Below are 25267 nucleotides of genomic sequence, written 5' to 3' on the forward strand. Positions count from 1 at the left end.
TTACGCGACATGATCGCCGTCGCGTAACTCACCCCATCCAATTCAGCACGCCGCCAGGCCCTCAATCACGTTGTGGCGCAAGATCTGACACAACCTGCTGATAACCGCTAGGCGGGCGTCGACGGTCTCCCGGGCCGGCTTCCCCAACCCTTCGGCGGCGCACCGAGCATGTATGCCCTTGATCAGCAGCGATTTCTTCGGCTTGAGAAGATCCATGTAGCGGGTCTGGATCTCCTCCTCGATGATCGTCTCGACTTGGGGATGCAGGCGCCGCAAGCCGGCCTGCGGTCCGGGCATCCTGGGCAGCAGGGAGCGGGTCCGCGGATCGGCGGCATATGCTTTGACGAGGCGATAAAGGTACTGGAGGGTGATCCCAAGCTCGTTGGCTGCGGCAACTATGACCTCGCTGCGAGCCCCGTACAGAACCGGCTGTTGAACGAGGGTTCTGATGACCCGCTCACGCTCACGCGCGGTCTGCCAAACCTCGTCAGGTACCTTGGTCAGGGGAGTATCGGTCGGAGGACGGGCCAAGACTTTTCACCTGAACCGCTCTACATTTCTAACCAGATTACCTCTTTTTCTAAACCGATCTACTCGACTGAATTTCCTACCACCTCGCAGTTTTCCTCGCGAACTTTTAAACAGATCTACTCTACGGCGACAAACGGGATCCTCAGCGCTGAGCGGCCTGGGGTGGATGACGGCTCAGCCAGTCCTGAAGCTCCTTGATCTCCCGCGACTGGTCGTCGATGACCTTCTGGGCCATGGCCTTCAGGTCGGGGTCCTTGCCGTGCTGCAACTCCACGCGGGCCATGTCGATGGCTCCCTGATGGTGCGCAATCATCATGGACGCGAAATCACGGTCGGCGTCGCCGGTCATCCGGCGGCCCATCATGGCATGGTTCATCTTCCGCATGGAATCCATGTAGGCGCGCGACGCCGGATCCTGCGGCATATTCGGGCGCTTCATGTCCTGCTGCATCATGCCGGGGTGCCCCTGCATCGGCGGACTGCCCGCCGGAGGACCGCCTTGTCCCTGCGCCAGGGCGGGCGTCGCTGCCAGAGCCATGCCGAGAAGAAGCGGTGCGGACAGCCGCAGGAGCCGGGTCGATGCCATGGCCGAGGTCCTTTCCCTTGCCTTTTTCATTGCGTGGACCCCGCCGCCAGGCGGCGGCGGATGTCCATTTAACGGGGCGGCGTCCCGGTCAGTTCCATTAGGAAATTCTGATGTAAAGAATTCCGATGCGATGGATCAGTGATGGAATCCGCCCCGCGCCATGGCAAGGTGGTGCGTCTGGTGGTGGGCGCCCTGCGCCATGACGCCGATGAAGCCCAGGCCTCGGATGCGGGCGACCTGCTTCGGGTCGGCGGAGGTTACGGTCAGCGTGGCGCCGGTCGCCGACGGCTCCGCCTTGGCGGACCAGCCGTTCAGGCCGTTGATCTCATGGCTGTGCGCCGGGACCATGCGCTGGATGGCCTCCAGCGTGCGGCCCTCGCCGGTGACGTCGAAGCGCGCGCCGCCGTCCACCGGCGTTGCCACCGCCTTGGCGTGCAACGTCAGCTCGTTCATATCGACGAGGTGCCGGCGCAGTGCCTCGATGTCCACCTTGGACCAGTCCGTGTTCGGATCGGCGTCCAGGATGCCGACGATCTCTTGAATCGTCCCGAAGGCGTCCTGGCCGGGCATAGTCGGCTCCGGCAGCGTTCCGGCCGGCGTTGAGGTTGCGGCGCCCTGGTGGTGCGACGCGTGGTCCATCGGCATCTGAGCCTTGGCACTCCCGGCGGCGAGAACGGCACTGAGGGCGATGACGGCGGCAATACGGATCGGCATGGGATTCCCTGTCGTACAATCTTATCTGAACCGGACTATACGACAGGGAAACTCCTTGCGGCAGCCGTCAGCGGCAGGTCCAGTTGGCGGGGCTCGTCCAGTCGGACTTGGGATCCTTCAGGACGGTCCGCTGCGGGAACCGGCAGAGATCGCGCGTCCAGGCGGGGGTGGCGTCCTTGGCCGCGCCCTTGTCGACAACGAAGGCGGTCATCGGCAGCACGTCGGGGGCCTTGCCGCGCTCGACCCAATGCTCCAGCGCGGTCAGTGGGTCGATGCTCCGCTCGTCGATGCCGGGGCCGAAGTTGGTCTCGAAGCCGGTGCGCTGAACGCCGCAATGGTCGAGGCCGGGGATCATGAACAGTCGCAGGAATCCATCCACCGCCTTGGTATCGCCGACCTTCCGGCGGACCGCCTCGTAATACTCGACCGTCTTGTAAGGCGTTACCAGCGGGTCGGCCCAGCCATGGTACATCACCATCTTGCCGCCGGCCTTGCGGAAGGCCGACAGGTCCGGGTCATCGGCGTTGAGCAGGGCCGAAGAGGCGGCCATCCGCGCCGGGTCGCTGTCGAAGCGGAAGTCCTTGACCTGATAATCCGGCCCGGCATCCGGCGTGAAGGCCAGATAGCGCAGGAAGTCGGTGGCGATCGGATCGGCGAAGCCGTAGGGGAACGCCTTGAAGTCCGGGTTGGGCGAACCGGTCAGCCACAGGCCCCAATAGGGCTCCGACCCTTCCGGAACGCCGCCGGGATAGAGCGGTCGGCCCTTCGAATCGTGGGCGCCGTGCCGCCACTGGCCGATGACCCGCAGATCGTTTTCGGTCAGGCAATCGGGACCCTGGGCGGCGCCGCAGGACTGCGCGCGCAAATCGGTCTTCTTGCACTGGCGCGGGTCGGCGATGACCCCGTCGGCGACACCGTCCGCCGCATCGCACTGCTCCACTGTGGCCTTGTAGAGCCGCTCCACCTTGCCCCACGTCTCGCCGGTCAGCACCTTGCGCCCCTCAGCGTCCAGGTTGGTGCGCAGCAGCCACGCGAAGGCCGTGCCGACCAGCCCCGGATAGTCCAGCGCCGGGGCGCCGGCGACGATGCCGTTGAACTCCTTCGGGTATTTCAGGGCGGCCTTGACGGCCAGCCGGCCGCCGGTCGAACAGCCGGCGAAATAGGATTTGTCCTGGGGCTTGCCGTAGAAGGCGGCGACCAGCGCCTTACCGACGCGGGCGGTCTCGCCGATGCTGCGGTAGGCGAAATCCTCCTTGGCGGGCTGGTTGTTGTAGGCCCAGCGGCCGTCCACGTTGCTGCCGGTGTGACCGGTGTCGCTGGTCGCCGCGGCGTAGCCGCGCGCCTGCCCCGGCAGGCTGGAGTTGAACAGGTGCGGATAGTCGGACAGCACCCCGCCGCACATGCCGCCGCAGCCCGACTGGAAGAACCGGCCGTTCCAGGCCGAATCGATAGGCAGCCGCACCTCAACGGTGATCGTCGGTTCAATCACTCCGCGCACCTTGCAATAGGTGGGGATGTTCAGGGGCTGGCCCGCCGCCGTGGCGGTCGAGCCCTCGACCACCGTGGCCGAAAGCTGGCTCGTTTCGGGGATCGACAGCGTCGCCAGTGCCGCGCAACGCGCGGCGAAATCCGAGGCATCTCCGGCCGCGCTTGTCGAGGTTGCGGTTAGCCCGATGCCGAGCGCCAACGTGAATGCCGTCCCGTAACCTTTGCGCATGCCAACGCCTCCCTTGTTCCTCATGCGGATGAGTGTTCTCGGTATTTTCCTCGCTTCGGTTGAATGTCTTCCGGCAATTTCCATTGGTCAAGCGGGGCTTTGCCGCGTTCCGCTCACTCCTTCAGATACACGCCGGTGAAGCTGTGCCGGCCGAGGGGATCCATGCGGTAGTTCTGCACCTCCTGGCGCAACGGCATGAAGACCAGGGAATGGGCGATGGGCACCCACGGCGCCTCTCGCTTGGCGATCACCTGCGCCTCGCGGTAATAGCGGCTGCGCTGGTCCAGGTCGGTGGTGCGTTTGGCCGCGTGCAGCAGCGCGTCGAAGGCCGGGTCGCACCATTTGGCGATGTTGGAACCGCCGAACCGCGCCGCCTCGCAGCCGAGCAGGACGTAAAAGAAGTTGTCCGGATCGCCGTTGTCGCCGGTCCAGCCGTAGAGCGCCATGTCGTGCGCCCCTTCCTGGAGGTGCTTGCGGTAGTCGGCCCAGCCTTCCGTCTTCAGGGTGACGCGGACGCCCACCGCCTCCAGGTCGGCCTGGATCATCTCGGCCATTCGCTTGGCGTCGGGGTTGTAGGGGCGGGTGACCGGGATGTACCACAGCGCTGCCGCGAAGCCGGTCGGCAGCCCGGCCTCGGCCAGCAGCGCGCGGGCCTTGTCCGGGTCGTAGTCGTAGTCGGCGACCTCGTCGTTGTAGGACCACAGTGTCGGCGGGATGGGGTTCTTGGCCGGCCGGGCGATGCCGCCGTAAACGGCGTCCAGGATTGCCCCCTTGTCGATGGCGTGGTTCAGCGCGCGGCGGACCCGGACGTCGTCGAACGGCTTCTTGCGCACGTTCATGGCGAGGTAGCCGATGTTCAGCTCCTCCTGCTTCAGCAGTTTCAGTGCGGGGTCGGCGGCGATCCGATCCAGATCGGCGGGGTTGGGGAAGACCATGACGTGGCATTCCCCCGACTTCAGCTTGTTCAGGCGAACCGCCGCGTTGACGGTGATAGAAAAGGCCAGCCGGTCGAGCGTCGGCGGCCCGCCCCAGTGGTCGGCAAAGGCCTTGTGGCGGATCCACACGTCCTTCTGATAGCCCTCGAACAGGAAGGGACCGGTGCCGACCGGCTCCATGTCCACCGCCTCCGGCGTGCCGGCGGCCATCATGCGCTCGGCGTACTCGGCCGACAGGATTGCCATGAAGGGCATGGCGAGGTTGGCGAGGAACGGCGCCTCCGGCCGGGCCAGCGTGAAGCGGACGGTCAGATCGTCCAGCTTCTCCACGGACGTCAGCAACTCGCCCATCGACATGTCGTTGAAGTAGGCGTAGTTGCCCCCGGACACGGGATGATAGGGGTGATCGGCCCGCCATTGCCGGTTCACCGAGAACAGCACGTCGTCGGCGTTCAGCGCGCGTGTCGGGGTGAAGCGGGCGTTGGCGTGGAACGGCACCCCCGGCCTCAGGCGGAAGGTGTAGACCAGCCCGTCCGGCGACACGGTCCAGGATTCCGCCAGCCCCGGCATGGTCCGCGTCGTGCCCCGTTCGAACTCCACCAGATTGTTGTAGACGGGCAGGACCGCGTTGATCCCGGTGTTGGTGGTGATGAACTGCGGGTTGAAGCTTTCCGGGTTCCCCTCCGAACAATAGGCCAGAGTCTGGTCCGCGTGCGCCGGCCCGGCCGGTGCGAGCGCCGTCAGGCCCGCCAGAAGTACCAGCAGGATCGGCAAGAGGCGGATGGACGGGCGCATGGCGGCCTCACACGGTCGTTTCGGATGATGCGTCGTACGAATCGCCCGACGGTGGGCTGGACGGGAAGCGGATGATGAAGCGCACCCCTTGCGGCTCGGCCGCTTCCAGCTCGATCCGGCCGCGCAGGGTGACGGTGACGAGGTTGAAGACGATGTGCATGCCGAGCCCGGTGCTGCCGTGGGCGCGCCGGGTGGTGAAGAAGGGGTCGAAGATCTTGGCCCGGCTTTCCGGCGGGATGCCCCGGCCGTCGTCAGTGTAGACCAGCTCCACCCGGCCGTCGGCGGTCCGCCCAATGCGGATGTCGATGCGGCCTTGCTGTCCCTCGGCGTAGCCGTGGACGGTGGAGTTGACGATCAGGTTCGAGACCACCTGGGCCAGCGCGCCGGGCAGGCCGTCGATCTCGATGTCCTCCTCGCGGTGCAGGGTGACGGTATGGCCGGCCTTCTTCCAGCTGGGGGCCAGGCTGGACACGACCTCCTCCAGATAGGCGCCGAGTTCGAAGCGCCGCCGCTCCTCGCTGACCCGGTCCACCGCGACCAGCTTGAAGCTCTGGATCAGATCGACCGCGCGGGTCAGGTTCGCGTAGACCATGCGCGCCGCCTCGCGCGCGGTGTCCACATACATCTCGAAATCGGACTTGCGCAGCCGCCCCTGCGCCGCGTCCGCCGCGATCCGGCGGGTTTCCTCCTCCAGATGCGAGATGCCGGTCAGCGCCACGCCAAGCGGGGTGTTGATCTCGTGCGCCACGCCCGCCACCAGTTGGCCGAGCGAGGCGAGCTTTTCCGCCTGGACCAGATGGTCGGTGGCCCGCTGCAATTCCTCCAGCGCGGCGTCGGCGGCATTCTTGGCCTCGCGCAGGTCGCGTTCGCGGCGGCCGAGTTCGGCGCTGAAGAAGTGGATGGCACGCGCCATGTCGCCCAGCTCGTCCCGGCGTTCCACTTCCGGGATTCCGCCGGCCAGCGGGTCGTCGGCGAGCCGTACGGTCGCCTGCTGAAGCCGCGTGATCGGTCGTGTGATCGAGCGCGCCACCACCAGCGCGCTGCCGCCCCCCAGCAGCAGGCCGACCGTCGCGCCGATGGCCAGGATGGTGCGCAGCAGCGTGCCGACCCGTTCCGCGTCCTGCCGGAACAGGCGGTCGAGGTCGCTCGCCGTGTCGGCCACCGTCACCGCGTCGCGGTCCATCCCCTCGACCGTCGCCGCCTGTTGGCGCAAGCCCTCGCCGACCTGCGCCAGCCCTTCGCGCCACCGCTCGACCGTCGCGATCACGTCACCCTGGATCAGCGGCGACATGGGCAGTGTGCGGACCAGCTCCGTCAGCGACGCGCTGTCGGCCAGCACGGCAGCGGCGGCGGCGGCATCCCCCTGTTCGATGGTCACTGTGGCGCGCCGGCCCAGCGCCAGCGCGCGGATGGCGACGTTCTGCACGGCGTGGCTGGTCGCGTTGGCGTCGGCGAGGTGCCCAATGAGCTGGGTCAGCTCGTCCTCGATGGCGATGCGGCCGGTGTTGCGGATCTTTAGAAGGCGAAAGGTGCCGGCGTCGATGGCCGCTCCGGCCCGGCGGATCGCTTCGGCATCGTCGGGCGATGCGGAGTCATAAGCGTCCAGGGCGGTGGTGAGGTCCTTGGCGTCGCGGCCACGGCCTTCCTCGGCCAGCAGAGCGGTCAACCGTTGGAAGGCATCCGCCAGCCGCCGGCGCGCGATCTCCCGGCGGTTGGCCGCGTTCGTGGCGTTCGCGGCCGGATCCTCCAGTCGCAACGCGAAGAGCTGTTCGCGGATGTCGCGGGCCGCCTCGACGACGCGCTGGCCGGCGCGGAGCTTGCCGTGGGCGTCATCGAGGGCGGCGGCGATGTCCAGATTGGCCGTGTGCTGGCGCAGCCGCGCCTCCTCCGTGATCGCGGTCAGGCGCGCGGTCTGGGCCAGCATTTCGTTGGCGAGCCGGTCGTTCTCCCTGGTCAGCGCGACGAAGTCCCGCATGCGCCGGGCGTAGTTGCCGAGCGCGTGCCGGGCCTGCGCGATGGCCTCTTCCTGTTCGGCGTCACGGGCGCGGCGCGCCAGATCCTCCAGGTCGCGTCGGGCGGCGTCGGTGAAGGTGTCGAAGCGGGCGGCATGCTCCGCCCGGTGCCCGAAGGGAGCGCGGATGAAGTCGTTGCGCGCCGCAGTCGCCGCGATCAGGTTGCGGTGGGATGCGCCGGCCACGATCGCCGCTTCGCGGATGCGCTCCGCCTGTTCAAGAAGCAGCCATGCGACGAGCGCGATGATGGCCGCAATCGCGACGGGAGCGCCTCCGACGATCGCAACCCTGGTGATGATGCCCATACGCTGGCGCCTTCCGTCCGGCAGACGCCCTCTTAGTGCCGCTGATATCCAGGGTTGCGCAAGTGGAACGAGCCCGGCGCCGGCCCTTTGTCTTGAATGGGCCGCCGGCTTGGCTCCGCCGCATGGGCGGCGCGGCGGCAGTCGCCGCCGATACCAAGTTTCAATGAGTTGGACTCACTGAAACTTTGTATCAGCCCTCCTGTTCGCAGTTCGCTCGATTCAGCGAAGGGGCGGCGGCGGGAACCGGGGGCCGGCGGTCACGCACCATGACGACCAGCAGCACCGCGCACAGGATCAGCGCCAGCGACAGGAAGGTGCGCATAGGTGGCGTCTCCCCCAGCACCAGGATCGCGCCGGTGACGCCCACAACCGGCACGATCAGCGAACTGACCGACGCCTGCGCGACGCTCAGCCGCCGCACGATGGAGAACCACAGAAGATAGCCGGCGGCCATGGCGATCAGCAGGTGGAAGGCCAGCGCCACCACCACGCGCGGTTCCAGCGCCAGGGTGGGGGCGGGCTCCAGCGCCAGCGCGAAGGGCAGCACCACCGGCAGCGACAGGGCGAACTGCCAGCCGGTGACGGCCGCCGGCCGCATGGTCCAGGCCGTCCGCTTCATCAAAACGCTGCCGAGCGCCCAACAGAAGGCCGCCGTCAGCATGAAGGCCGGGCCGAGCGGCAGGGCGCCGACCCGAGCCAGATCGGGTCCCAGCAGCACGGCCAGCCCCGCCAACCCGCAGAACAGGCCCGCCCACTGCCGCCCGTCCGGACGTTCACCCAGCAGCGGAATGGCCATCAGCATGGCCCAGGCCGGCATGGTGTAGGCGATGATCGCGGCGCCCGAGGTCGCCATGTTCATCTGCCCGAAGGCGGAGCAGATGTTGAAACCCGCCATGTTCAGCAGCGCGACACCGAGCAGCGGCCAGCGCTCCCCGCGCGGGATGGCGAGGGATTCGCCGCGCAGGCGCGCGAAGGCGAACAGCACCACCGCCCCGACCGCGAAGCCGATGCTGCGCAACGTCCAGGGCGGAATCTGCGTCAGCACGATTTTGACGGAGGGCCAGTTCAGCCCCCAGCAAACGCTGATCAGGGCGACCAGCGTCAAGTCCAGCGCCCGTGCGCGGCTTATCATGGCGGGAAGCTTTCGTCAGAAGTTCACGGCGTCGCCGCCCTTGAGGTCGAGCATCGCGCGCGCCTCGTCCGGCGTGGCGATTTCCAGCGCGAGGCCTTCGATCAGCGTGCGGACGATGGACACCTGCTCGGCGTTGGAGGTGGCGAGGCGGCCGGGGCCGGCCCACAGATTGTCCTCCAGCCCGACGCGCACGTTGCCGCCCAGCGCCAGCGACTGCGTGGCGATGGGCATCTGGTTGCGCCCGGCGCCCAGCACCGACCAGACATACTGGTCGCCGAACAGCCGGTCGGCCGTGCGCTTCATGTGCATCACGTCCTCCGGGTGCGGGCCGATGCCGCCCAGGATGCCGAACACCGACTGCACGAACAGCGGCGGCGTCACCAGCTTGCGGTCCAGGAAATGGGCCAGCGTGTAAAGGTGCGAGATGTCGTAGCACTCGAACTCGAACCGCGTGCCGTTGCCGGCGCAGGTCCGCAGGATGTGCTCGATGTCCTTGAAAGTGTTCTTGAAGACCAGATCGCGGCTGCCCTCCAGATAGCTCCGCTCCCAGTCGTGCTTGAAGTCCTGGAAGCGCTCCAGCATCGGGAACAGGCCGAAGTTCATCGTGCCCATGTTGAGCGACGCGACCTCCGGCTGGAAGTGGGCGGCGGGGCGCAGCCGGTCCTCCACCGACATGGTGGCGCTGCCGCCGGTGGTGATGTTGACCACCGCCTTGGTCGCCTGCTTGATGCGCGGCAGGAAGCGGGCGAACAGGTCGGGATCCTGCGTGGGCCGCCCGGTTTCCGGGTCGCGGGCGTGCAGGTGGACGATGGCGGCACCGGCCTCCACGGCGGCGATGGCTTCCGCCGCGATCTGGTCGGGCGTCACCGGCAGGTGCGGCGACATGCTGGGCGTGTGGATGGAGCCGGTGACCGCGCAGGTGACGATCACCTTGCGGCCGGCCTTCTTCTGGGGCGCCATGGGTTTCTCCCTTTAGATTATGGCCGTTAGATTATAGCTTCGATCAGGAAGGGGCCGCGCTGGCGGAGCGCCGCTTCCAGAAGGCGGTTGAACTCCGCCATGTCGGTGGCGCGGCCACCCTCCACCCCCATGCCATGGGCTATCCCGACCCAATCGAGGTCCGGATTGCCGATGTCCGTGCAGGCGCGGGCGTTGCGGCCGGGCTCCGTGAAGCCGAGGTTGCCCAGCTCCCATTGCAGGATGCCGTAGCGGCGGTTGGCGAAGACGACGGTCACCACGTCGGCCCGCTCGCGCGCCTGGCTCCACAAGGCTTGCAGCGTGTACATGCCGCTGCCGTCCGCCTGGAGGTTCACCACCTTGCGGTCCGGGCAGGCGATGGCGGCACCCAGCGCCAGCGGCATGCCGATGCCGATGGAACCGCCGGTGATCGTCAGCCAGTCGTGCGGCCGTGCGCCCGTGCAGGGGCCGTAGGTCATGGGGCTGGAGGAGATCGCCTCGTCCACCACGATGGCGCCCTCCGGCAGCAGGGCGGCAAGCGACTGGCCCACCGCGTCGGCCGTCAGCGCACCGGTCGCAAGCTCCGGCAGATCGAGCGTCTGCACCGGCGTGCCGTTGCCGCCGACCGCATCGGCCAGCCAGCCCAGCGCCGCCAGCGCGTCGATGCCCGGCGGGGCGACGTTGTGGATGCGGCAGCCCTCCGGCGCGAGGCGGCTGGGCTTGCCCGGATAGCCGAAGAAGCCGACCGGCTCCGTCGCCCCGATCAGGACGATGTGCGCCGCCCCGGCCAGCGCGGCGAGGCCCAGGTCGATGGGGTAGGGGAAGCGTTCCACCGGCACGCGGCCGGCCCCGCGCGTGATGCGCGTCGCGCCGGTGTGGGCGTAGAGCTTGGCGCCCGTCGCCGCCGCGATCCGGCCGGCGAGCGCCAGACCGGCCTCGGTCGTCGCAGCACCGTTCAGCATCACCACCACGCGCTGCCCGCCCCGCAGGGCCTCGGCGGCGCCGCGCAGAGCGCCCTCGTCCGGCGCGGCTGGGGCGGGGGTGTCCACCCGGATCGGCTCGACCGCCGGGGCATCGTCCCAGGAGGAGTCCGACGGCAGGATCAGCGTCGCGATGCCGCCGGGCGGGGTCAGCGCGGCGCGGATCGCGTCCGCCGTGTCGGCGGCGATGGACGCCGCGTCCGGCACCGCGCGCACCCAGGCCGACATCGGTGCGGCCAGCGCCGCCACGTCAGAGGTCAGCGGGGCATCGACATGGCGGTGCCACGTCGCGTGGTCGCCGACGATGTTGATCATCGGCACGCGGGCGCGCTTCGCGTTGTGCAGGTTGGCGAGGCCGTTCGCCAGACCCGGCCCCAGATGCAGCAGGGTCGCCGCCGGCTTGCCGGTCATGCGGGCGTAGCCGTCCGCCGCCCCAGTTGCCACCCCTTCGAACAGCGTCGGCACGCAGCGCACGCCGGGCCGGGAGTCGAAGGCGGCCAGCGCGTGCAATTCCGACGTGCCGGGGTTGGCGAAGCAGGCGTCCACCCCGTTCGCGACCAGCGTGCCGACGAGAATTTCCGCCCCGATCATCGCGTTTCCCCCGCAAAGCCGTTCAGGAAGCTCGCCAGATTGGCGGCGAGCGCGTCGCAGTCGTAGCCGCCTTCCTGCACCAGAACGGTCGGCAACCCGGCTCCGGCGATCTTCCGGCCCAGCCGCGCGAAGCCCGGCGTGGTCACCCGGAAGAAGGCCAGCGGGTCGCCGATGAAGGTGTCGAAGCCCAGCGACAGCACCAGCACCTCCGGCCCGAAGGCCGCGATCTGGGCGAGCGCCTGATCCACCGCGTCGAGGAAGGTCGATTCATCCGTGCCCATCGGCAGCGGGATGTTCAGGTTGCTGCCCAGGCCGGCACCCTTGCCGCGCTCGTGCGCGTAGCCGGCGAACCAGGGGTAGAAGTTGTTGGGATCGCCGTGGATCGACACGAACAGCACGTCGTCGCGGTCGTAGAAGATCGCCTGCGTGCCGTTGCCGTGGTGCACATCCACATCGAAGACGGCGACGCGCGGCGCGCGGCCCTGCGCCGCCAGGATCGGCAGGGTCGCCTGCGCCGCCACGGCGGCGTTGTTGATGTAGCAGAAGCCCCCGGCCATATCGCGCGAGGCGTGGTGCCCCGGCGGCCGGCACAGCGCGTAGGCCGCCCGCTCCGCACCGCTCGCCACCAGCATCGCCGCGTGCGCCGCCGTGTCGGCACCGGCGCAGACCGCCTCCCAGGTACCGGGACCGATGGGGCAGGCGGTGTCGGCCATGTGCCAGCCGGCCTGCCCGACGATGCCCGTGGGATACTCCGCCATGTCGGTGTTGCGGTGGACGTTGGGGATGATGACCTCGGCCGCGTCGGGCAGGACCGACCAGCGGTCGTAAGCCGTCTCCAGAAAGCGCAGGTAATCGGCGGAATGGACGGCGGCGCGGGGGCCGGCGCCGTAGGAAGGCGGTTCCTCGACGGTCACCCCGCGCTGCCTCAGGGAACCGACGAGGGCTTCCGCCCGCTCCGGCTTCTCCGGACAGGGCTTCACTTGGCCGCGCACCAGGAAGGTGGGCGGACGGTGGCGCAACTGCGCCTCGGCAAAGACGTAGCGCATTGGCGTTCCTCTCAGAGGGCGGTCGCGAGGATGGCGTCGGCCAGAACGGCGCAGCCGGCGGAGGCGTGGTCGGGGTGGACGTTCTCCGCCTCGTTGTGGCTGAGCCCGCCTTCGCAGGGGATGAAGATCATGGCCGTCGGCACCTTGCGCGCGACGTAGACCGCGTCGTGCCCGGCGCCGGAGACGATGTCGCGGTGGCTGAGGCCCCGCCGGACGGCGGATTCGCGCACCCGCCCGACCAGATCCGGCGCGAAGGGCGTGGTGGGGAAGGCCCAGAAGTCGGTCAGCTCCAGCCCCAGGCCGCGCGTGTCGGCGATGGCGGCCAGACGTTCGCGCAGCATCGCGTCCATGCGGGCCAGCGCTTCGGCGTCGGGGTTGCGCAGGTCGATGGTGAACCAGACCTTGCCGGGGATGACGTTGCGGGAATCCGGTTCCGCCCGGATGCGGCCGATGGTGGAGCAGGCGTCGCCGCCGACCTCCAGCGCGATGGCCTCGACGGCCTCCATCATCACGGCAGCACCCGCCAGCGCATCGCGGCGCATCCGCATCGGCGTCGGGCCGGCGTGGGATTCGCGGCCGGTCACCGTCGCCTCGTACCAGCGCTGGCCCTGCGCGCCGGTGACGACGCCGATCTGGAAGCCTTCGGTCTCCAGGACCGGCCCCTGCTCGATGTGCGCCTCGAAATAGGCGCCCATGGCGTGGCCGGTGACCGGGACCGTGCCCTTGTAGCCGATGCGCGCCAGCTCGTCGCCCAGCCGCAGACCGTCGTTGTCGCGGATGTCCAGCACATGGTCGAGCGTGAAGACGCCCATGGCGACACCAGAGCCCAGCATGGGGGGCGAGAAGCGGGCACCCTCCTCGTTCGTCCAGACGATCAGGTCGATGGGGGCATCCGTCTCGATGCCATGGTCGTTGAAGGACCGGATCACCTCCAGCCCGGCCAGCACGCCGTAGATGCCGTCGAAGCGGCCGCCGGTCGGCTGGGTGTCCAGATGGCTGCCGGTGCAGACGGCGGGGCGGTCCGGGTTGCGGCCCGGCCGGCGGGCGAAGATGTTGCCGACCTCGTCCACCGTCACCGTGCAGCCGGCGGCCTCGCACCAGGAAACGAAGAGATCGCGCCCTTGGCGGTCGAGGTCGGTCAGCGCCAGCCGGCACAGGCCGCCCTTTGGCGTCGCGCCGATCTTGGCAAGCTCCATCAGGGTCTGCCACAGACGGTCGTCGTTGATGCTCAGCTCAGACATGGTCCCTATCCCGATTCATTCGTGTTTGTTGTCGCTGTGCTTGTTGTCGTTTCTGGCGGACGAGCGCACGCAGGGTGCCGACCGTGGGCAGGGCCACGCCCGCGCGCTCCGCCAGTTCCAGCGGCGCGTCGAGCACCGCTTCGATTTCCGTTCGGCCGGCCGCCGTCAGGTCCGGCCGGACGCGGCCGGGGTGCTGGGCGAGCGCCCATGCGTCATCCAGGTCCACCGTGACGGGATGGCCGAGGCGGGCCGCCAGTCCGGACAGTTCCTCCACCACCGCCGCCAGGACGGGTTGCAGGTCCGGATGCCGGACGATGTCCTGGGCCGGCAGACCGGTCACCAGCCCCAGCGCCCCGAAGGCGAGCGGCGCCAGCAGCGCGCTCCAGACCTCCGCCCGGATGTTGTCGGCCACCGGGGCGTTGAAACCGGCCGCCCCGAACAGCGTGGCGAGGTCGCCGGCACCGTCCTGTCCAGCCGTTGGGCCAACCGCCGGCCCAAGCGCGAGACGCAGGCCGCCCAGGTGCCGCACATAGCCCGGCGTGCGGCGCTCCACCGCGATGCGCGGAACGGCGCCGACGATGCGCTCCGCCGGGATGGCGTTCCACAGCAGCCCCTGCGGATCGACGGAGACGAGGGGATGCTCACCCGCCGGGTACCACCAGGGAATGCCGCCAACCACCGGCACCAGCCGCGTGTTCCGCCCGAGCAGCGGCGGCAGCAGCTCCAGAACCTCCGGCAGGGCGAAGGCCGGAACCGCCAGAACCACCGCGTCCTGGGGGCCGAGCGACAGGGTGTCGTCGGTGACCGGCGGGCGTACGGTGATCGGGCCGGCCGACGGCCCTTCGACCGTCAGCCCTTCCCGCCGCAACGTGTCGAGCGTCCGGCGCCGGGCGACCAGGGGAACTGGCAGGCCGGCGGCGTTCAGCCGCGCGGTGATGAGTCCCCCGACCGCGCCGGCCCCGATGACGGCTACCTTCATGGGGCGACTTTCATGAGACGGCTTTCATGCGCTGTTCCGCACGGGCGCGTGCCGCCGCGACGCCGGCACCACGTCCTCCGGCAGGGTCCAGCCCTTGCCGGGAATGGCGTCGAGCAGCTGGCGGGTGTAGGCGTGCTGCGGGTTGCCGAAGACCTCGCGGGCCGGGCCGATCTCCACGATGCTGCCCTTCTGCATGACCGCGATGGTGTCGCAGATCTGGGCGGCGACGCGCAGGTCGTGGGTGATGAACAACATCGACAGGTTCAGCCGGTGCCGCAGATCCTCCAGCAGGTCGAGCACCTGCGCCTGCACCGACACGTCCAGCGCCGACACCGGCTCGTCCGCGATCAGCAGCTTCGGCTCCAGCGCCAGCGCGCGGGCGATGGAGATGCGCTGCCGCTGCCCGCCGGAAAACTCGTGCGGGAAACGGTCCGCCGCCGAGGCGTCGAGGCCGACCAGCTTCAGCAGGTCCTTCGCCTTGTCCAGCGCCCGCTTGCGGTCCTCGCCGAAGGCCACGGGCCCCTGCGTGATGATGTCGCCCACGGTGTGGCGCGGGTTCAGCGAGGCGTAGGGGTCCTGGAAGACCATCTGCACATGCCGCCGGTAGGGCCGGAAGGCCGGGCGGGAGAGGGACAGCAGGTCCACCCCCTCGAACAGGATCTTGCCGGAGTCCGGCTTGATGAGCCCGACGATGGAGCGGCCCAGCGTCGATTTGCCGGAACCGGACTCACCGACCAGCCCGACCGTCTCGCCCTCGTGGATGGTCAGCGACAGGTTGTTGCCGGCCACCACCGTGCGTCCCGGCCGGAACATGCTGCCGCCGATGTGGAAGGTCTTGTTCACGCCCTCCGCCGTCAGCACCGGCTTGCGCTCGCGGGTGAAGTCCTCGCGGTGCTCGATCAAGTGCGGGACGGCGGCGATCAGCTGGCGGGTGTAGGGGTGCTTCGGACGGTTCAGCACTTCCGACGCCGGGCCGATCTCGACCAGCTTGCCCTTCTGCATCACCGCGACGCGGTGCGCGATTTCAGCCACCACGCCGAAGTCGTGGGTGATGAACATCACGCCCATGCGGCGCTTGGCCTGAACCTCGCGGATCAGCTCCAGGATCTGCTTCTGGGTGGTGACGTCCAGCGCTGTGGTCGGCTCGTCGGCGATCAGGATGTCCGGCTCGACCGCCAGGGCCATGGCAATCATAACGCGCTGGCGCTGGCCGCCCGACAGGCGGAACGGGTAGCTGCGGCGCAGATGGTCCGGGTCCGGCAGGCCGACCGAGGCCAGCAGCTCCACCACCCGCGCCCGCCGCGCCGCGCGGCTGAGCGTGGTGTGGTAGCGCAGCACCTCGTCGATCTGGTCGCCCACCCGCATCAGCGGGTTCAGCGCCGTCATCGGCTCCTGGAAGATCATGGAGATGCGGCCGCCGCGAAGCGCCCGCTGGTCGCGCTCCGGCAGGCTCAGCACGTCGGTGCCCTGGTGGCGGATGCCGCCGGCGGACACCTTCACCGCCTTGGGCAGCAGGCCCATCACGGCGTGCGCCGTCATCGACTTGCCGGATCCCGACTCGCCGACCACGCAGAGGATCTCGCCATGGTCCAGCGTGAAGGTCAGATCCTCCACCGCGAAGGGTCGATCGGCGCCCGGCGGCAGGTTGATGGTCAGCCCGCGCACATCGAGCAAGTGAGTGTCGGCCTTCATATCGGCCTTGATGTCCGTGGTCATGCCCGTCCCTTTCGCGCCAGCTTCGGGTTCAGCGCGTCGTTCAGCCCTTCGCCCACGAGGTTGAGGGCAAGCACGGTCAGCAAAATCGCGATACCGGGGAAGAAGCTCATCCACCAGGCCTGGCGGATCACGGTGCGGGCGGCCCCCACCATGTAGCCCCAGCTCATCAGGTTCGGATCGCCGAGGCCGAGGAAGGAGAGGGAACTTTCAAGCAGGATCGCGGTCGCGACCATCAGCGAGGCCGACACGATGATCGGCGACAGGCTGTTGGGCAGGATCTGGCGCCAGATGATGGTCAGGTTCGACTGACCGGTGGTGACGGCGGCCTGCACGAACTCGCGGCTCCGCAGGCTCATGAACTCGCCGCGCGCCAGACGCGCCAGCGGCGGCCAGGACACGATGGCGATGGCCAGCACGATGGAGGCCAGCGACGGCGTGAAGATCGCCACCAGCACGACGGCCAGCACGAAGTTGGGGATGGTCTGGAACAGCTCGGTGAAGCGCATCACCGCGTCGTCCACCCGGCCGCCGTAGAAGCCGGCGACGGCCCCCAGCAGCACCCCGATCAGCACCGCCACGGCGGTCGAGGTCAGGCCGATCAGCAGCGACACCCGCGCCCCGTGCGCAATGCCCGACGCGATGTCGCGGCCCAGCGTGTCCGATCCCAGCAGCGCGTCCTCCGACAGCGGCGGCTGGAACGGGATGGTGGTCATGTCCCAGGGGCTCGTCGGAAACAGCAGGTCGGCGAAGACGGCCATCAGGATGACGAGCGTGAGGAACACCAGCCCGATCACCGCGCCCTTGTTGCGGGCGAAGGCGGCCCAGAATCCGGACCCCTTGCGGGACGGCGTGATGACGGCGGCGGTCATGGCGCCACCTCGATCCGCGGATCCACCAGCGAATAGATCAGGTCGGTCAGCAGGTTGAAGATCACCACCACCACCGATGTCAGAAGGAAGATGCCGAGCAGCACCTGATAGTCGCGCTGCAACACCGCCTCGAAGGCGAGGCGCCCGATGCCGGGCAGGGCGAAGACGGTCTCGATCAGGATGGAACCGCCGATCAGGTGACCGGCCTGGAAGCCCGCCACCGTGATGACGGGCAGGATGGCGTTGCGCAGGACGTGGACCGAGACGATGCGCCATTCCGGCAGGCCCTTGGCGCGCGCCGTCTTGACGAAGTCCATGTCGCGCACCTCCAGGATCGAGGCGCGGGTCAGCCGCGTGTAGACCGCCATATAGAACAGCGCCAGCGTGGTCACCGGCAGCACCAGATGCTTCACCCGGTCGAGGAAGGCTTCCCACCCCGTGTAGCCGGCCCCGATGGTCTCCGTCCCGAAGGCCGGCAGCCAGCCGAGGTTGACCGAGAACAGCAGGATCAGCATCAGCCCGATCCAGAAGATCGGCGTGGCATAGGCGGTCAGGCCCACCACCGTGATGGCGGTGTCCGACCAGGTGCCCGCGCGCATGGCCGCCAGGGTGCCCAGCGCCACGCCGCCAATCAGCGCCAGCACGAAGGCGGTCAGCGTCAGCGACAGGGTGACCGGCAGCCGGTCCATCAGCAGGTCGAACACCGGGCGCTGCTGCCGGTAGGAGAAGCCCAGGTCGCCTTGCACGACCTTGCCCATGTAGGTGCCCAGCTGTTCGATCATCGGCCGGTCGAGGCCGAACTGCTGGCGAAGCTGCTCCACGAACTGGGCGTCGGCGGCCCCGGCTTCACCCGCCATGACCTGCGCGGGGTCGCCAGGGGCGGCGTGGACCAGGAAGAAGTTGAACACGGCGATCGCCAGGACGACGAACACCGCTTTTATCAGCCGTTGCGATACGAACGCGGCGATGCGGGGCATGTGTCTCTAACCCTCTGTCTCTTTCCCCTCTCCCGTCCCGGGAGAGGGAGGGGGCCCGCGCGAAGCGCGGGAGGGTGAGGGTGCCGACAAGGATCGGCGTCCGATCTTTGCAGGACCCTCACCCGGCCCTTCGGGCCACCCTCTCCCGGGACGGGAGAGGGATAGGCGGTGCTTACTTCTTGACCATGTAGACGCTGTCGTAGCTCTCGTTCACGCCGATGGCGGTCGTGACGGCGTTCTTGAAGCGCTTGTCGATGAAGGTCGGGAATTCCATCTCCAGCAGCCACGCGACGGGCACGTCCTCGACCAGGATTTTCTGGGCGGCGGAATAGAGCTGCTGGCGCTCCTCGTCCTTGTTGGTCTGGGCGGCCTGGGCGAACAGGCGGTCAACCTCGGGGTTGGCATAGCCCATGGTGTTGGAGAACATGACACCCTTGCGGATGTTGTCCGACACGTAGGTGCGCGACACGCCCAGTGCCGGATCGCCGTACTGGTAGACGAAGTTGAAGGTCAGGTCGTAGTCCCAGTTGGACACGCGGTTGACCCAGCCGGCGGCGTCCGTCGTCTCCAGCGTCACGTCCACGCCGACCCGCTTCATCGCCTGCTTCACGTACTCGCCCAGCCGCGTCCAGGTCTCACCGTAGGGCATGACCAGCAGGCGGACCTTGGCACGGTTGCCGTCGGCGCCCTTCTTCAGACCCATCTCGTCCAGCAGGGCTTCGGCCTTCTTCGGGTCGTAGTCGTACTTCCTGACGTTGCCCTCATAGAAGCGCGTCACGGAGTTGACCGGGCCGGTCGCCGGGCGGCCGAGGCCGAACCAGATCTTGTCGCGGATGAACTTGCGGTCGAGCGCGTGCATCATCGCCTGCCGGAAGCGCTTGTCGTCCAGCGGCTTGGTGCGGGTGTTGATCTCGATCCAGGACAGCGGCGCGAAGAACTCGTAACCCTTGGTCGTCATCTCGACGTTGGGCAGAGCCTTCAGGCGCGGCACGTCGAAGGTTTCGATGTCGTTGAACTGGGTCTGCTGGACGGTGCCCTGTTCCACCGCGACGGAGCGCGAGGCGGCGTCCGGGATCACGCGGAAATAGATGTCGTCCAGATAGGGCTTGCCCGCCTTCCAGTACTCGTCGTTGCGGACGAGGTGGATGTAGGAGCCCTTGACCCATTCCTTGAACTTGAAGGGGCCGGTGCCGATGGGCGTGGCGTTGGCCGGGGCCGTCTTGAAGTCGGTGCCCTCATAGATGTGCTTCGGCATCATCGGGGCCGAGGACACCTCGAACGCCTGGAGGAAGGGACCGAACGGCTCCTTCAGCGTGAACTGGACGGTGTGGTCGTCCAGCGCCTCGATCTTTTCGCACTTGCTGAACGTGGCGCGGGCGCGCGGATGGGTCTCCATCAGGAATTTGGAGGTGGAGAAGACCACGTCATGCGCGGTGAAGGGCTTGCCGTCGTGCCACTTCGCGTTCTTCACGAGGCGGAAGGTGTAGACCTTGCCGTCCGGGGAGACTTCCCAGCTCTCGGCCAGTTCCGGCTGGGGCTTCAGATTGAAGTCGAAGGTGAGAAGGCCCTGGTAGATCTTGCCGGCGACCGTCTGGGTCGGGCCCTGCTGGTTGATGCCGAGGACGAGGATCGGCGGTTCCGGCTGGACGATGATGTTCATCGTGCCGCCGCGTTCCTGCGCCATCGCCGCCCCTGGGATCGCCAGCATGGCGGCCAGTGCGGCGGCGGTCAGGCTTTGTCGAAAACACCGCAGACGGTTGCTCATCGGTGAGGCCTCCTTATTGTTTTGCCGATGGTCACGAAATCTCTTCCAGGCCGCACCAGTCGGCCATGAACAGGGCCAGCACGGCGGTCACCTTGGCGAGGCTGTCGAGCGACACGGATTCGTCGATGCCGTGGATGCGCTCCGCCTCCGGGCCGTAGCAGGTGGCCGGCGTGTCGCCGTAAAGAATGAAGTTCCGGGCGTCCGTGGTGCAGGTCTGGGCCAGCCGGGGCGCCGGGGTGCCGAAGATCGTGCGATGGGCGGCGTCCAGCGCCTCCAGCATCGGGTGCTCGGGGTCGAGCGTGCAGCCCTCCGCCTGGAAGCCCCGGAAGATGACGCGGGCGGTGATGCCGGCCAGCGCCGGATCGGTGCGCGCGGCCTCGGCCACGGCGCGCTCGATCTCCGCGCTGACGTTGAACGCCGCGCGGCCTGGGGGGAAGCCAAAGCGCAGCTCCATCCGGCAGCGGGTCGGCACGGACGACGCCCACTCGCCGCCCTCGATGTGGCCGACGTTCAGGTTGTAGGGGTGGTGATGGTGTTCATAGGCCGGATGCCGCCCGTCCGGATGGTTCCAGGCCGATTCGAGCGTTTTCAGGTGCTTGAGGACTTGGAAGGCGGCCTCAATGGCGTTCAGGCCGGCGCCGGTGTCCAGCACATGGGCGGGGCGGCCGGTCACCTCCAACTCGCAGCGGATCACGCCGATCTGGGCGATCTGGAGCGTGTGGTTGAACGGCTCGGGGATCACGGCGGCATCGGCCTTGTAGCCGCGCGCCACGCAGGCGAGCGCGCCGTTGCCCGTGCATTCCTCCTCGACGACCGATTGCAGATAGACCGGGGCGGCGGGCTGCACGCCCAAGCTCTTCAGCGCCTTGAAGGCCATGACATAGGCGACGATCCCGGCCTTCATGTCGCCGGCCCCGCGCCCGTAGAGGCGTCCGTCGCGGACCACCGGCTCGAAGGGCGGGGCGGACCACAGCTCCTCCGGCCCGGTCGGCACCACGTCGATGTGGCCGTTGAGGATCAGCGAGCGGCCTGACGTGCCGTGGGGCTTGTGGATGCCCACCACATTCTCGCGCCCCTCGTAGGAGATCAGCGAGGGCGACCAGCCTGGCTGCTTCTTCAGCGCCTCCTCGTCGATGGCAAAGCGATCGACTTCAAGGCCGAGGTCGCGGAAGACCCGTTCCATCAAATCCTGCGCCGGCCCTTCCTGTCCCAGCAGGCTGGGAATGCGGACCAGATCGGCGAGCAGACGCACTCCGTCCTCGCGCAGCATCGCCACCGCATCCAGGATCGCGTCCCGGCCCACGGCCTCAATGCTCCGCACACCCTTCTCGGATGCGGGCATGACAACTCCCTTCCAACCACCCCTGCGCGCGGTCGTAAGTTCCCGTTCGCGAAATCCCCCGCCAGTTGTGGGGGTGTTCACGACTTTCGGGCTATGCCCATGACCTTTCGCCGATGTTGACAGCGAGGGGGCTTCGACCGCTGATTACGGGGGTATTACAATTCAGCTTTTCATCGTCCGCCAAATCGATAATCCTCATTCCCCACATAAATGTGATTTATGGCGATGGGATTATCGATGACGCCGCGCGATCTGGAACGCCGCGATCTGGAACGCTTAGGCCAGCAGCTGGATTGGAACCTGCTGCGCACCTTCATGGTGATCGTGCAGGAGCAGGGCGTGACCCGCGCCGCCACCCGCCTGGGCCTGACCCAGCCGGCGGTCAGCCAAGCGCTGAAGCGGCTGGAGGACCAGATGGGCCGCTGCCTGATCGAGCGCGGGCAGGGCCGTTTCCGGGTGACCGAGGCAGGGGAGGTCATTTACGCCGAGGTGCTGGAGATCTACGGCAACATCTCCCGCTTCGGGGTGCTGGTCCGCGAGATCCGTGAGGAAATCTCCGGCCATGTCCGTATCCTGCTGGCGAGTCGAATCCAGTCGCCGCTGTTCGACGCGATTCTGGAGCGCTTTCACACCGCCCATCCGCAGGCGACCTTCCGGCTGGACGTGATGGCGAGCGCCGACGTCCACACGGCGATACAGCAGAAGACGGCCTCGCTCGGCATCTGCCTGATGCGGGAGGCGCCGCCGCTGATCGAGCACGCTCTGTTCGCGCGCCAGCTGTTCCGCTTCTACTGCGGTCCCCGTCATCCGCTGTTCGGGCGCCGCGACCTGTGTTTGAGCGACCTGCGCAGCGAGGGGTTCGTCTCCTTCACCTCCGACCAGATCGGCGGCGTGCTGTCGCCGCTGACCGTTTTCCGTGCGCAGGAAGGGCTGGAAAGCCGCATCGTCGGTGCCTCCGTCAATCTGGACGAGGTGCGGCGCATGATCCTGGCCGGGCTCGGCGTCGGCCCGCTGCCGCAGCATGTGGCCGAACGCGACGTGCGCGAAGGCCTGCTCTGGCCCCTGCCGCCGGAGGAAGGGGTGGCGCCGGTTGATATCCATCTCCTGTGGAACCCCGGCGCCAAGCTGAACCGGGCGGAGCGCATGTTCATTGAGACCTGCCGTGCCGCCATCGCCGCCATCCCGCTCGACCGCCGCTTCGATTCGGCGACGGTGGAGGAATGGGTATCCAAGCAGTTCGAAGCGGCTTAGCCCTTCGCCGCCTGGACCGCCTCGGCGTATTGGCGGAGCGCCCGCACGAACTCCACGGCGGCGCCGGCCAGCACCTCGCCCTTGCGGGTCAGGATGCCGAAGCCCGTCAGGTTGGTACCGATGACCAGCGGCAGGCGACACAGCAGCCCCGCGCGCAAATGGTCGCGCACCACCGATTCCGGCAGCACGGCCACGGCGTCGCTGGTTTGCAGCAGTTGCAAAGTGGCGAAGATCGAACTGGCCTCGACCAGGTTCGCCGGTGTCGCCATGCGCGCCTGCGCGAATTCCTGCTCCAGCAGTTGCCGGGCCGGGCTGGTCAGCGGCTGCACCACCCAGGGAAGCTGGCCGAGGTCGCCCAGATCGACGCTCGCCACGCCGCCCAGCGGATGGCCGGTCCGCGCCACGACGTAGAGCGTCTCGTTGGCCAGCGGTTCGAAGTCGAACTCGTTGTGCTGGAGCGGCCCGCTGAAGCGCCCGACGGCAAGGTCGATTCTGCGTTCGGCCAGCAGGTCCAGGATCTCGTCGCTGGTCTCGCCCAGCAGCCGGACGACCAGCAGCGGGCGCTTGGCCTTCAGGTCGGCGACGGCGCGGGCGACGAGGTCCGGCGCGGCGCCCATGATCGCGCCGACCACCAACTGCCCGTAACCGCCCCGCCGTTTGCCGTCGAGGTCCTGGGCGAAGCGGTCGAAATCGGCCAGCAGGCGCACGGCGAAGCGCACCACCTCGTTGCCGAGTTCGGTCGGCTGCATGCCGCGCGGCAGCCGTTCGAACAGCGGGAAGCCGAACACCAGCTCCACATCGTGCAGCATCTTGGTGGCGGTCGGCTGCGTCACGTTGATGGCCGCCGCCGCGCGGTGGAGGTTCCGCTGCTCGCCGAGTGCGGCGACCAGCGCTAGTTGCTTCAGGCGCAGCCGGTTCATCAGGACGGGCAGCAGGGGGGCGGGACGCATGCCGGCTCCGATAGAAAAGCTCGATCGATAGCGGATGAGTTTCGATTGGATCGCTATCGCGGAACTTCTTACCCTTGAAACAATCCGATAAGCAACATGAGGAAACGCCATGAAGTTGGTGCGCTTCGGCCAGCCCGGTCAGGAGAAGCCCGCGCTGGTCGATCGGCAGGGCCGTCTGCGTGATCTATCGCAGCATGTGCCGGATATCGCCGGTGCGGCCCTGCTGCCGGAACCGCTGGACCGCCTCCGCCGCCTCGACCCGGCCACCCTTCCCGAAGTCCCCGGCAACCCGCGCATCGGCGCCTGCGTCGGGGCGGTCGGCAAGATCGTCTGCGTCGGCCTGAACTACTCCGACCACGCCGCCGAGTCCGGCATGGCGGTGCCAACCGAACCCGTGCTGTTCCTGAAGCCGTCCAGTTCCATCTGTGGCCCCTTCGACGACGTCGAAATCCCGCGCGGTTCCGAAAAGACCGACTGGGAGGTGGAGTTGGGCGTCGTGATCGGCAAGATGGCCAAATACGTCTCCGAAGACCGCGCGCTGGAGCATGTCGCCGGCTATTGCATCGTCAACGACGTGTCGGAGCGTGCCTTCCAGCTGGAGCGCGGTGGCCAGTGGGACAAGGGCAAGGGCCACGACACCTTCGCCCCCATCGGTCCCTGGTTGGTCACCGCCGACGAGATCGAGGATCCGCAGCAACTGGACCTCTGGCTTGAGGTGGACGGCAAGCGCTTTCAGGACGGCAACACGCGGACGATGGTCTTCGGCGTCGCCCATCTGGTGTCCTACATCAGCCGGTTCATGAGCCTTCAGCCGGGCGACATCATCTCCACCGGCACGCCGCCGGGTGTCGGTCTGGGGCAGAAGCCGCCGCTCTACCTGCACGCCGGCCAGACGATGCGCCTTGGCATCGCGGGTCTCGGCGAGCAGCAGCAGCGGGCCATCACCGCTCCGTAAAGCCATCTGCATTCCCCCTCTCCCATCCCCGATGGGAGAGGGAAAACGCCCCGGCCGCCCCCATGCGGCCGCAACGGGAGAGCCATGCCCAGCGGCAGCCCTCCAAAAATCAATCAGGGAGACCCCAAGCCATGAACAAGCTCGATTTGACCGGCCGTGTCGCCATCGTCACCGGGGCCGCGCGCGGCATCGGCTACGCGGTGGCGGAGCGCATGCTGCGCTCGGGCGCCGCGCTATCCCTTTGGGATGTGGACGCCGCGAAGCTGGAGGAGGCGAAGGAGCGCCTGTCCAGCCTGGGCGACGTGACCGCCGCCGCCGTGGAACTGACCGACGAGCGCTCCGTCGCCGACGGCGTCGCGGCGACCTTGAACCGCTTCGACCGGATCGACGTGCTGGTGAACAACGCCGGCATCACCGGCGGCAACGGCCCGACCTGGGAACTGGATCCCGAGGTGTGGCGCCGGGTGATCGACGTGAACCTCGTCGGCCCCTACCTGACCTGCCGGGCAGTGGTGCCGCACATGATCCAGCGCGGCTACGGGCGCATCGTCAACGTCGCGTCCATCGCCGGCAAGGAGGGCAACCCCAACGCCTCCCACTACAGCGCGTCGAAGGCCGGCCTGATCGCGCTGACCAAGTCGCTGGGCAAGGAGCTGGCGACCAAGGGCGTGATCGTCAACTGCGTCACGCCGGCCGCCGCGAAGACCGACATCTTCGCGCAGATGAAGCAGGAACACATCGACTACATGCTGTCGAAGATCCCGATGAACCGCTTTGTCCAAGTCGATGAAGTGGCGGCGATGATCGGCTGGCTGGCGACCGAGGACTGCTCCTTCACGACTGGCGCCGTCTTCGACATTTCCGGCGGCCGCGCCGTGTACTGAGCGCCGCATCGATCCCACGGGCATCAAAAACAACAAG

The 25267-nt window shown here is 68.1% G+C and carries 21 protein-coding genes; 3 read left to right on the forward strand and 18 right to left on the reverse strand.

The genetic code is table 11. From position 1 onward, the window contains the following. Positions 1 to 42: 42 nt before the first annotated feature. From J2852_RS29595 to J2852_RS29675, 17 genes are all read right to left on the reverse strand, one after another. Entirely contained in the window at positions 43 to 531 is a 489-nt protein-coding gene (locus tag J2852_RS29595; protein WP_209882623.1) for a hypothetical protein, read from the reverse strand. 142 nt (positions 532 to 673) lie between these two features. Then, a complete protein-coding gene (gene copM / locus J2852_RS29600) occupies positions 674 to 1117 on the reverse strand; it encodes a CopM family metallochaperone (RefSeq protein ID WP_246500080.1) in 444 nt (147 codons plus the stop codon). Positions 1118 to 1252: 135 nt separating this feature from the next. Continuing rightward, positions 1253 to 1831 carry a hypothetical protein gene (locus tag J2852_RS29605; protein WP_209882625.1) on the reverse strand — a complete coding sequence of 193 codons (579 nt, stop codon included), beginning with the start codon at positions 1829 to 1831 and terminating at the stop codon, positions 1253 to 1255. Between the two features lie 67 nt (positions 1832 to 1898). Next, positions 1899 to 3548, reverse strand: coding sequence for a tannase/feruloyl esterase family alpha/beta hydrolase (locus tag J2852_RS29610; RefSeq protein ID WP_209882627.1), 1650 nt, complete (start codon positions 3546 to 3548; stop codon positions 1899 to 1901). A 113-nt stretch (positions 3549 to 3661) separates the two neighbouring features. After that, on the reverse strand, positions 3662 to 5278 hold the full coding sequence (locus J2852_RS29615; protein ID WP_209882629.1) for an ABC transporter substrate-binding protein: 1617 nt from the start codon (positions 5276 to 5278) through the stop codon (positions 3662 to 3664). Positions 5279 to 5285: 7 nt separating this feature from the next. Continuing rightward, on the reverse strand, positions 5286 to 7595 hold the full coding sequence (locus J2852_RS29620; RefSeq protein WP_209882631.1) for a sensor histidine kinase: 2310 nt from the start codon (positions 7593 to 7595) through the stop codon (positions 5286 to 5288). Positions 7596 to 7785: 190 nt separating this feature from the next. After that, a complete protein-coding gene (locus J2852_RS29625) occupies positions 7786 to 8727 on the reverse strand; it encodes a DMT family transporter (protein WP_209882633.1) in 942 nt (313 codons plus the stop codon). A gap of 15 nt (positions 8728 to 8742) precedes the next feature. After that, positions 8743 to 9687 (reverse strand): 3,5-dioxohexanoate:acetyl-CoA acetone transferase, encoded by a 945-nt coding sequence (kce, locus tag J2852_RS29630; protein ID WP_209882635.1) that lies wholly within the window; start codon positions 9685 to 9687, stop codon positions 8743 to 8745. A 26-nt stretch (positions 9688 to 9713) separates the two neighbouring features. Next, the gene (locus J2852_RS29635) at positions 9714 to 11255 is read right to left on the reverse strand and encodes an acetolactate synthase large subunit (protein WP_209882637.1); all 1542 of its coding nucleotides are present in this window, start codon (positions 11253 to 11255) and stop codon (positions 9714 to 9716) included. Further along, positions 11252 to 12301: a histone deacetylase family protein gene (locus J2852_RS29640; RefSeq protein ID WP_209882639.1), complete on the reverse strand. Its 1050-nt coding sequence runs from the start codon at positions 12299 to 12301 to the stop codon at positions 11252 to 11254. Before J2852_RS29640 ends, J2852_RS29635 begins: the two co-directional genes overlap by 4 nt. Positions 12302 to 12312: 11 nt before the next feature. Continuing rightward, a complete protein-coding gene (locus J2852_RS29645) occupies positions 12313 to 13542 on the reverse strand; it encodes a Zn-dependent hydrolase (RefSeq protein WP_209882641.1) in 1230 nt (409 codons plus the stop codon). Further along, positions 13535 to 14521 (reverse strand): ketopantoate reductase family protein, encoded by a 987-nt coding sequence (locus J2852_RS29650; protein ID WP_209882643.1) that lies wholly within the window; start codon positions 14519 to 14521, stop codon positions 13535 to 13537. Before J2852_RS29650 ends, J2852_RS29645 begins: the two co-directional genes overlap by 8 nt. Positions 14522 to 14545: 24 nt before the next feature. Then, a complete protein-coding gene (locus J2852_RS29655) occupies positions 14546 to 16237 on the reverse strand; it encodes an ABC transporter ATP-binding protein (RefSeq protein ID WP_209882645.1) in 1692 nt (563 codons plus the stop codon). Beyond that, the gene (locus J2852_RS29660; protein WP_209882647.1) at positions 16234 to 17106 is read right to left on the reverse strand and encodes an ABC transporter permease; all 873 of its coding nucleotides are present in this window, start codon (positions 17104 to 17106) and stop codon (positions 16234 to 16236) included. Before J2852_RS29660 ends, J2852_RS29655 begins: the two co-directional genes overlap by 4 nt. Continuing rightward, positions 17103 to 18083 (reverse strand): ABC transporter permease, encoded by a 981-nt coding sequence (locus J2852_RS29665; RefSeq protein WP_209882649.1) that lies wholly within the window; start codon positions 18081 to 18083, stop codon positions 17103 to 17105. Before J2852_RS29665 ends, J2852_RS29660 begins: the two co-directional genes overlap by 4 nt. 172 nt (positions 18084 to 18255) lie before the next feature. Next, on the reverse strand, positions 18256 to 19848 hold the full coding sequence (locus tag J2852_RS29670; protein WP_209882651.1) for an ABC transporter substrate-binding protein: 1593 nt from the start codon (positions 19846 to 19848) through the stop codon (positions 18256 to 18258). Between the two features lie 31 nt (positions 19849 to 19879). Next, positions 19880 to 21190 (reverse strand): M20 family metallopeptidase, encoded by a 1311-nt coding sequence (locus J2852_RS29675; protein ID WP_211112382.1) that lies wholly within the window; start codon positions 21188 to 21190, stop codon positions 19880 to 19882. Between the two features lie 237 nt (positions 21191 to 21427). Between J2852_RS29675 and J2852_RS29680 the strand changes: the two genes are divergently transcribed. Continuing rightward, the gene (locus J2852_RS29680; RefSeq protein WP_209882653.1) at positions 21428 to 22441 is read left to right on the forward strand and encodes a LysR family transcriptional regulator; all 1014 of its coding nucleotides are present in this window, start codon (positions 21428 to 21430) and stop codon (positions 22439 to 22441) included. On the opposite strand, the gene J2852_RS29685 is transcribed toward J2852_RS29680, so the two are convergent. Beyond that, on the reverse strand, positions 22438 to 23391 hold the full coding sequence (locus J2852_RS29685; RefSeq protein WP_209882655.1) for a LysR family transcriptional regulator: 954 nt from the start codon (positions 23389 to 23391) through the stop codon (positions 22438 to 22440). The two genes, J2852_RS29680 and J2852_RS29685, sit on opposite strands and share 4 nt — an antisense overlap. Before the next feature lie 109 nt (positions 23392 to 23500). Here J2852_RS29685 and J2852_RS29690 point away from each other — a divergent pair, with 109 nt between their 5' ends. Beyond that, positions 23501 to 24346 carry a fumarylacetoacetate hydrolase family protein gene (locus tag J2852_RS29690; protein ID WP_209882657.1) on the forward strand — a complete coding sequence of 282 codons (846 nt, stop codon included), beginning with the start codon at positions 23501 to 23503 and terminating at the stop codon, positions 24344 to 24346. 131 nt (positions 24347 to 24477) lie between these two features. Then, positions 24478 to 25230 carry an SDR family NAD(P)-dependent oxidoreductase gene (locus tag J2852_RS29695; protein ID WP_209882659.1) on the forward strand — a complete coding sequence of 251 codons (753 nt, stop codon included), beginning with the start codon at positions 24478 to 24480 and terminating at the stop codon, positions 25228 to 25230. Positions 25231 to 25267: the final 37 nt, after the last annotated feature.

The sequence above is a fragment of the Azospirillum soli genome, assembly GCF_017876165.1.
Classification (GTDB): domain Bacteria; phylum Pseudomonadota; class Alphaproteobacteria; order Azospirillales; family Azospirillaceae; genus Azospirillum; species Azospirillum soli.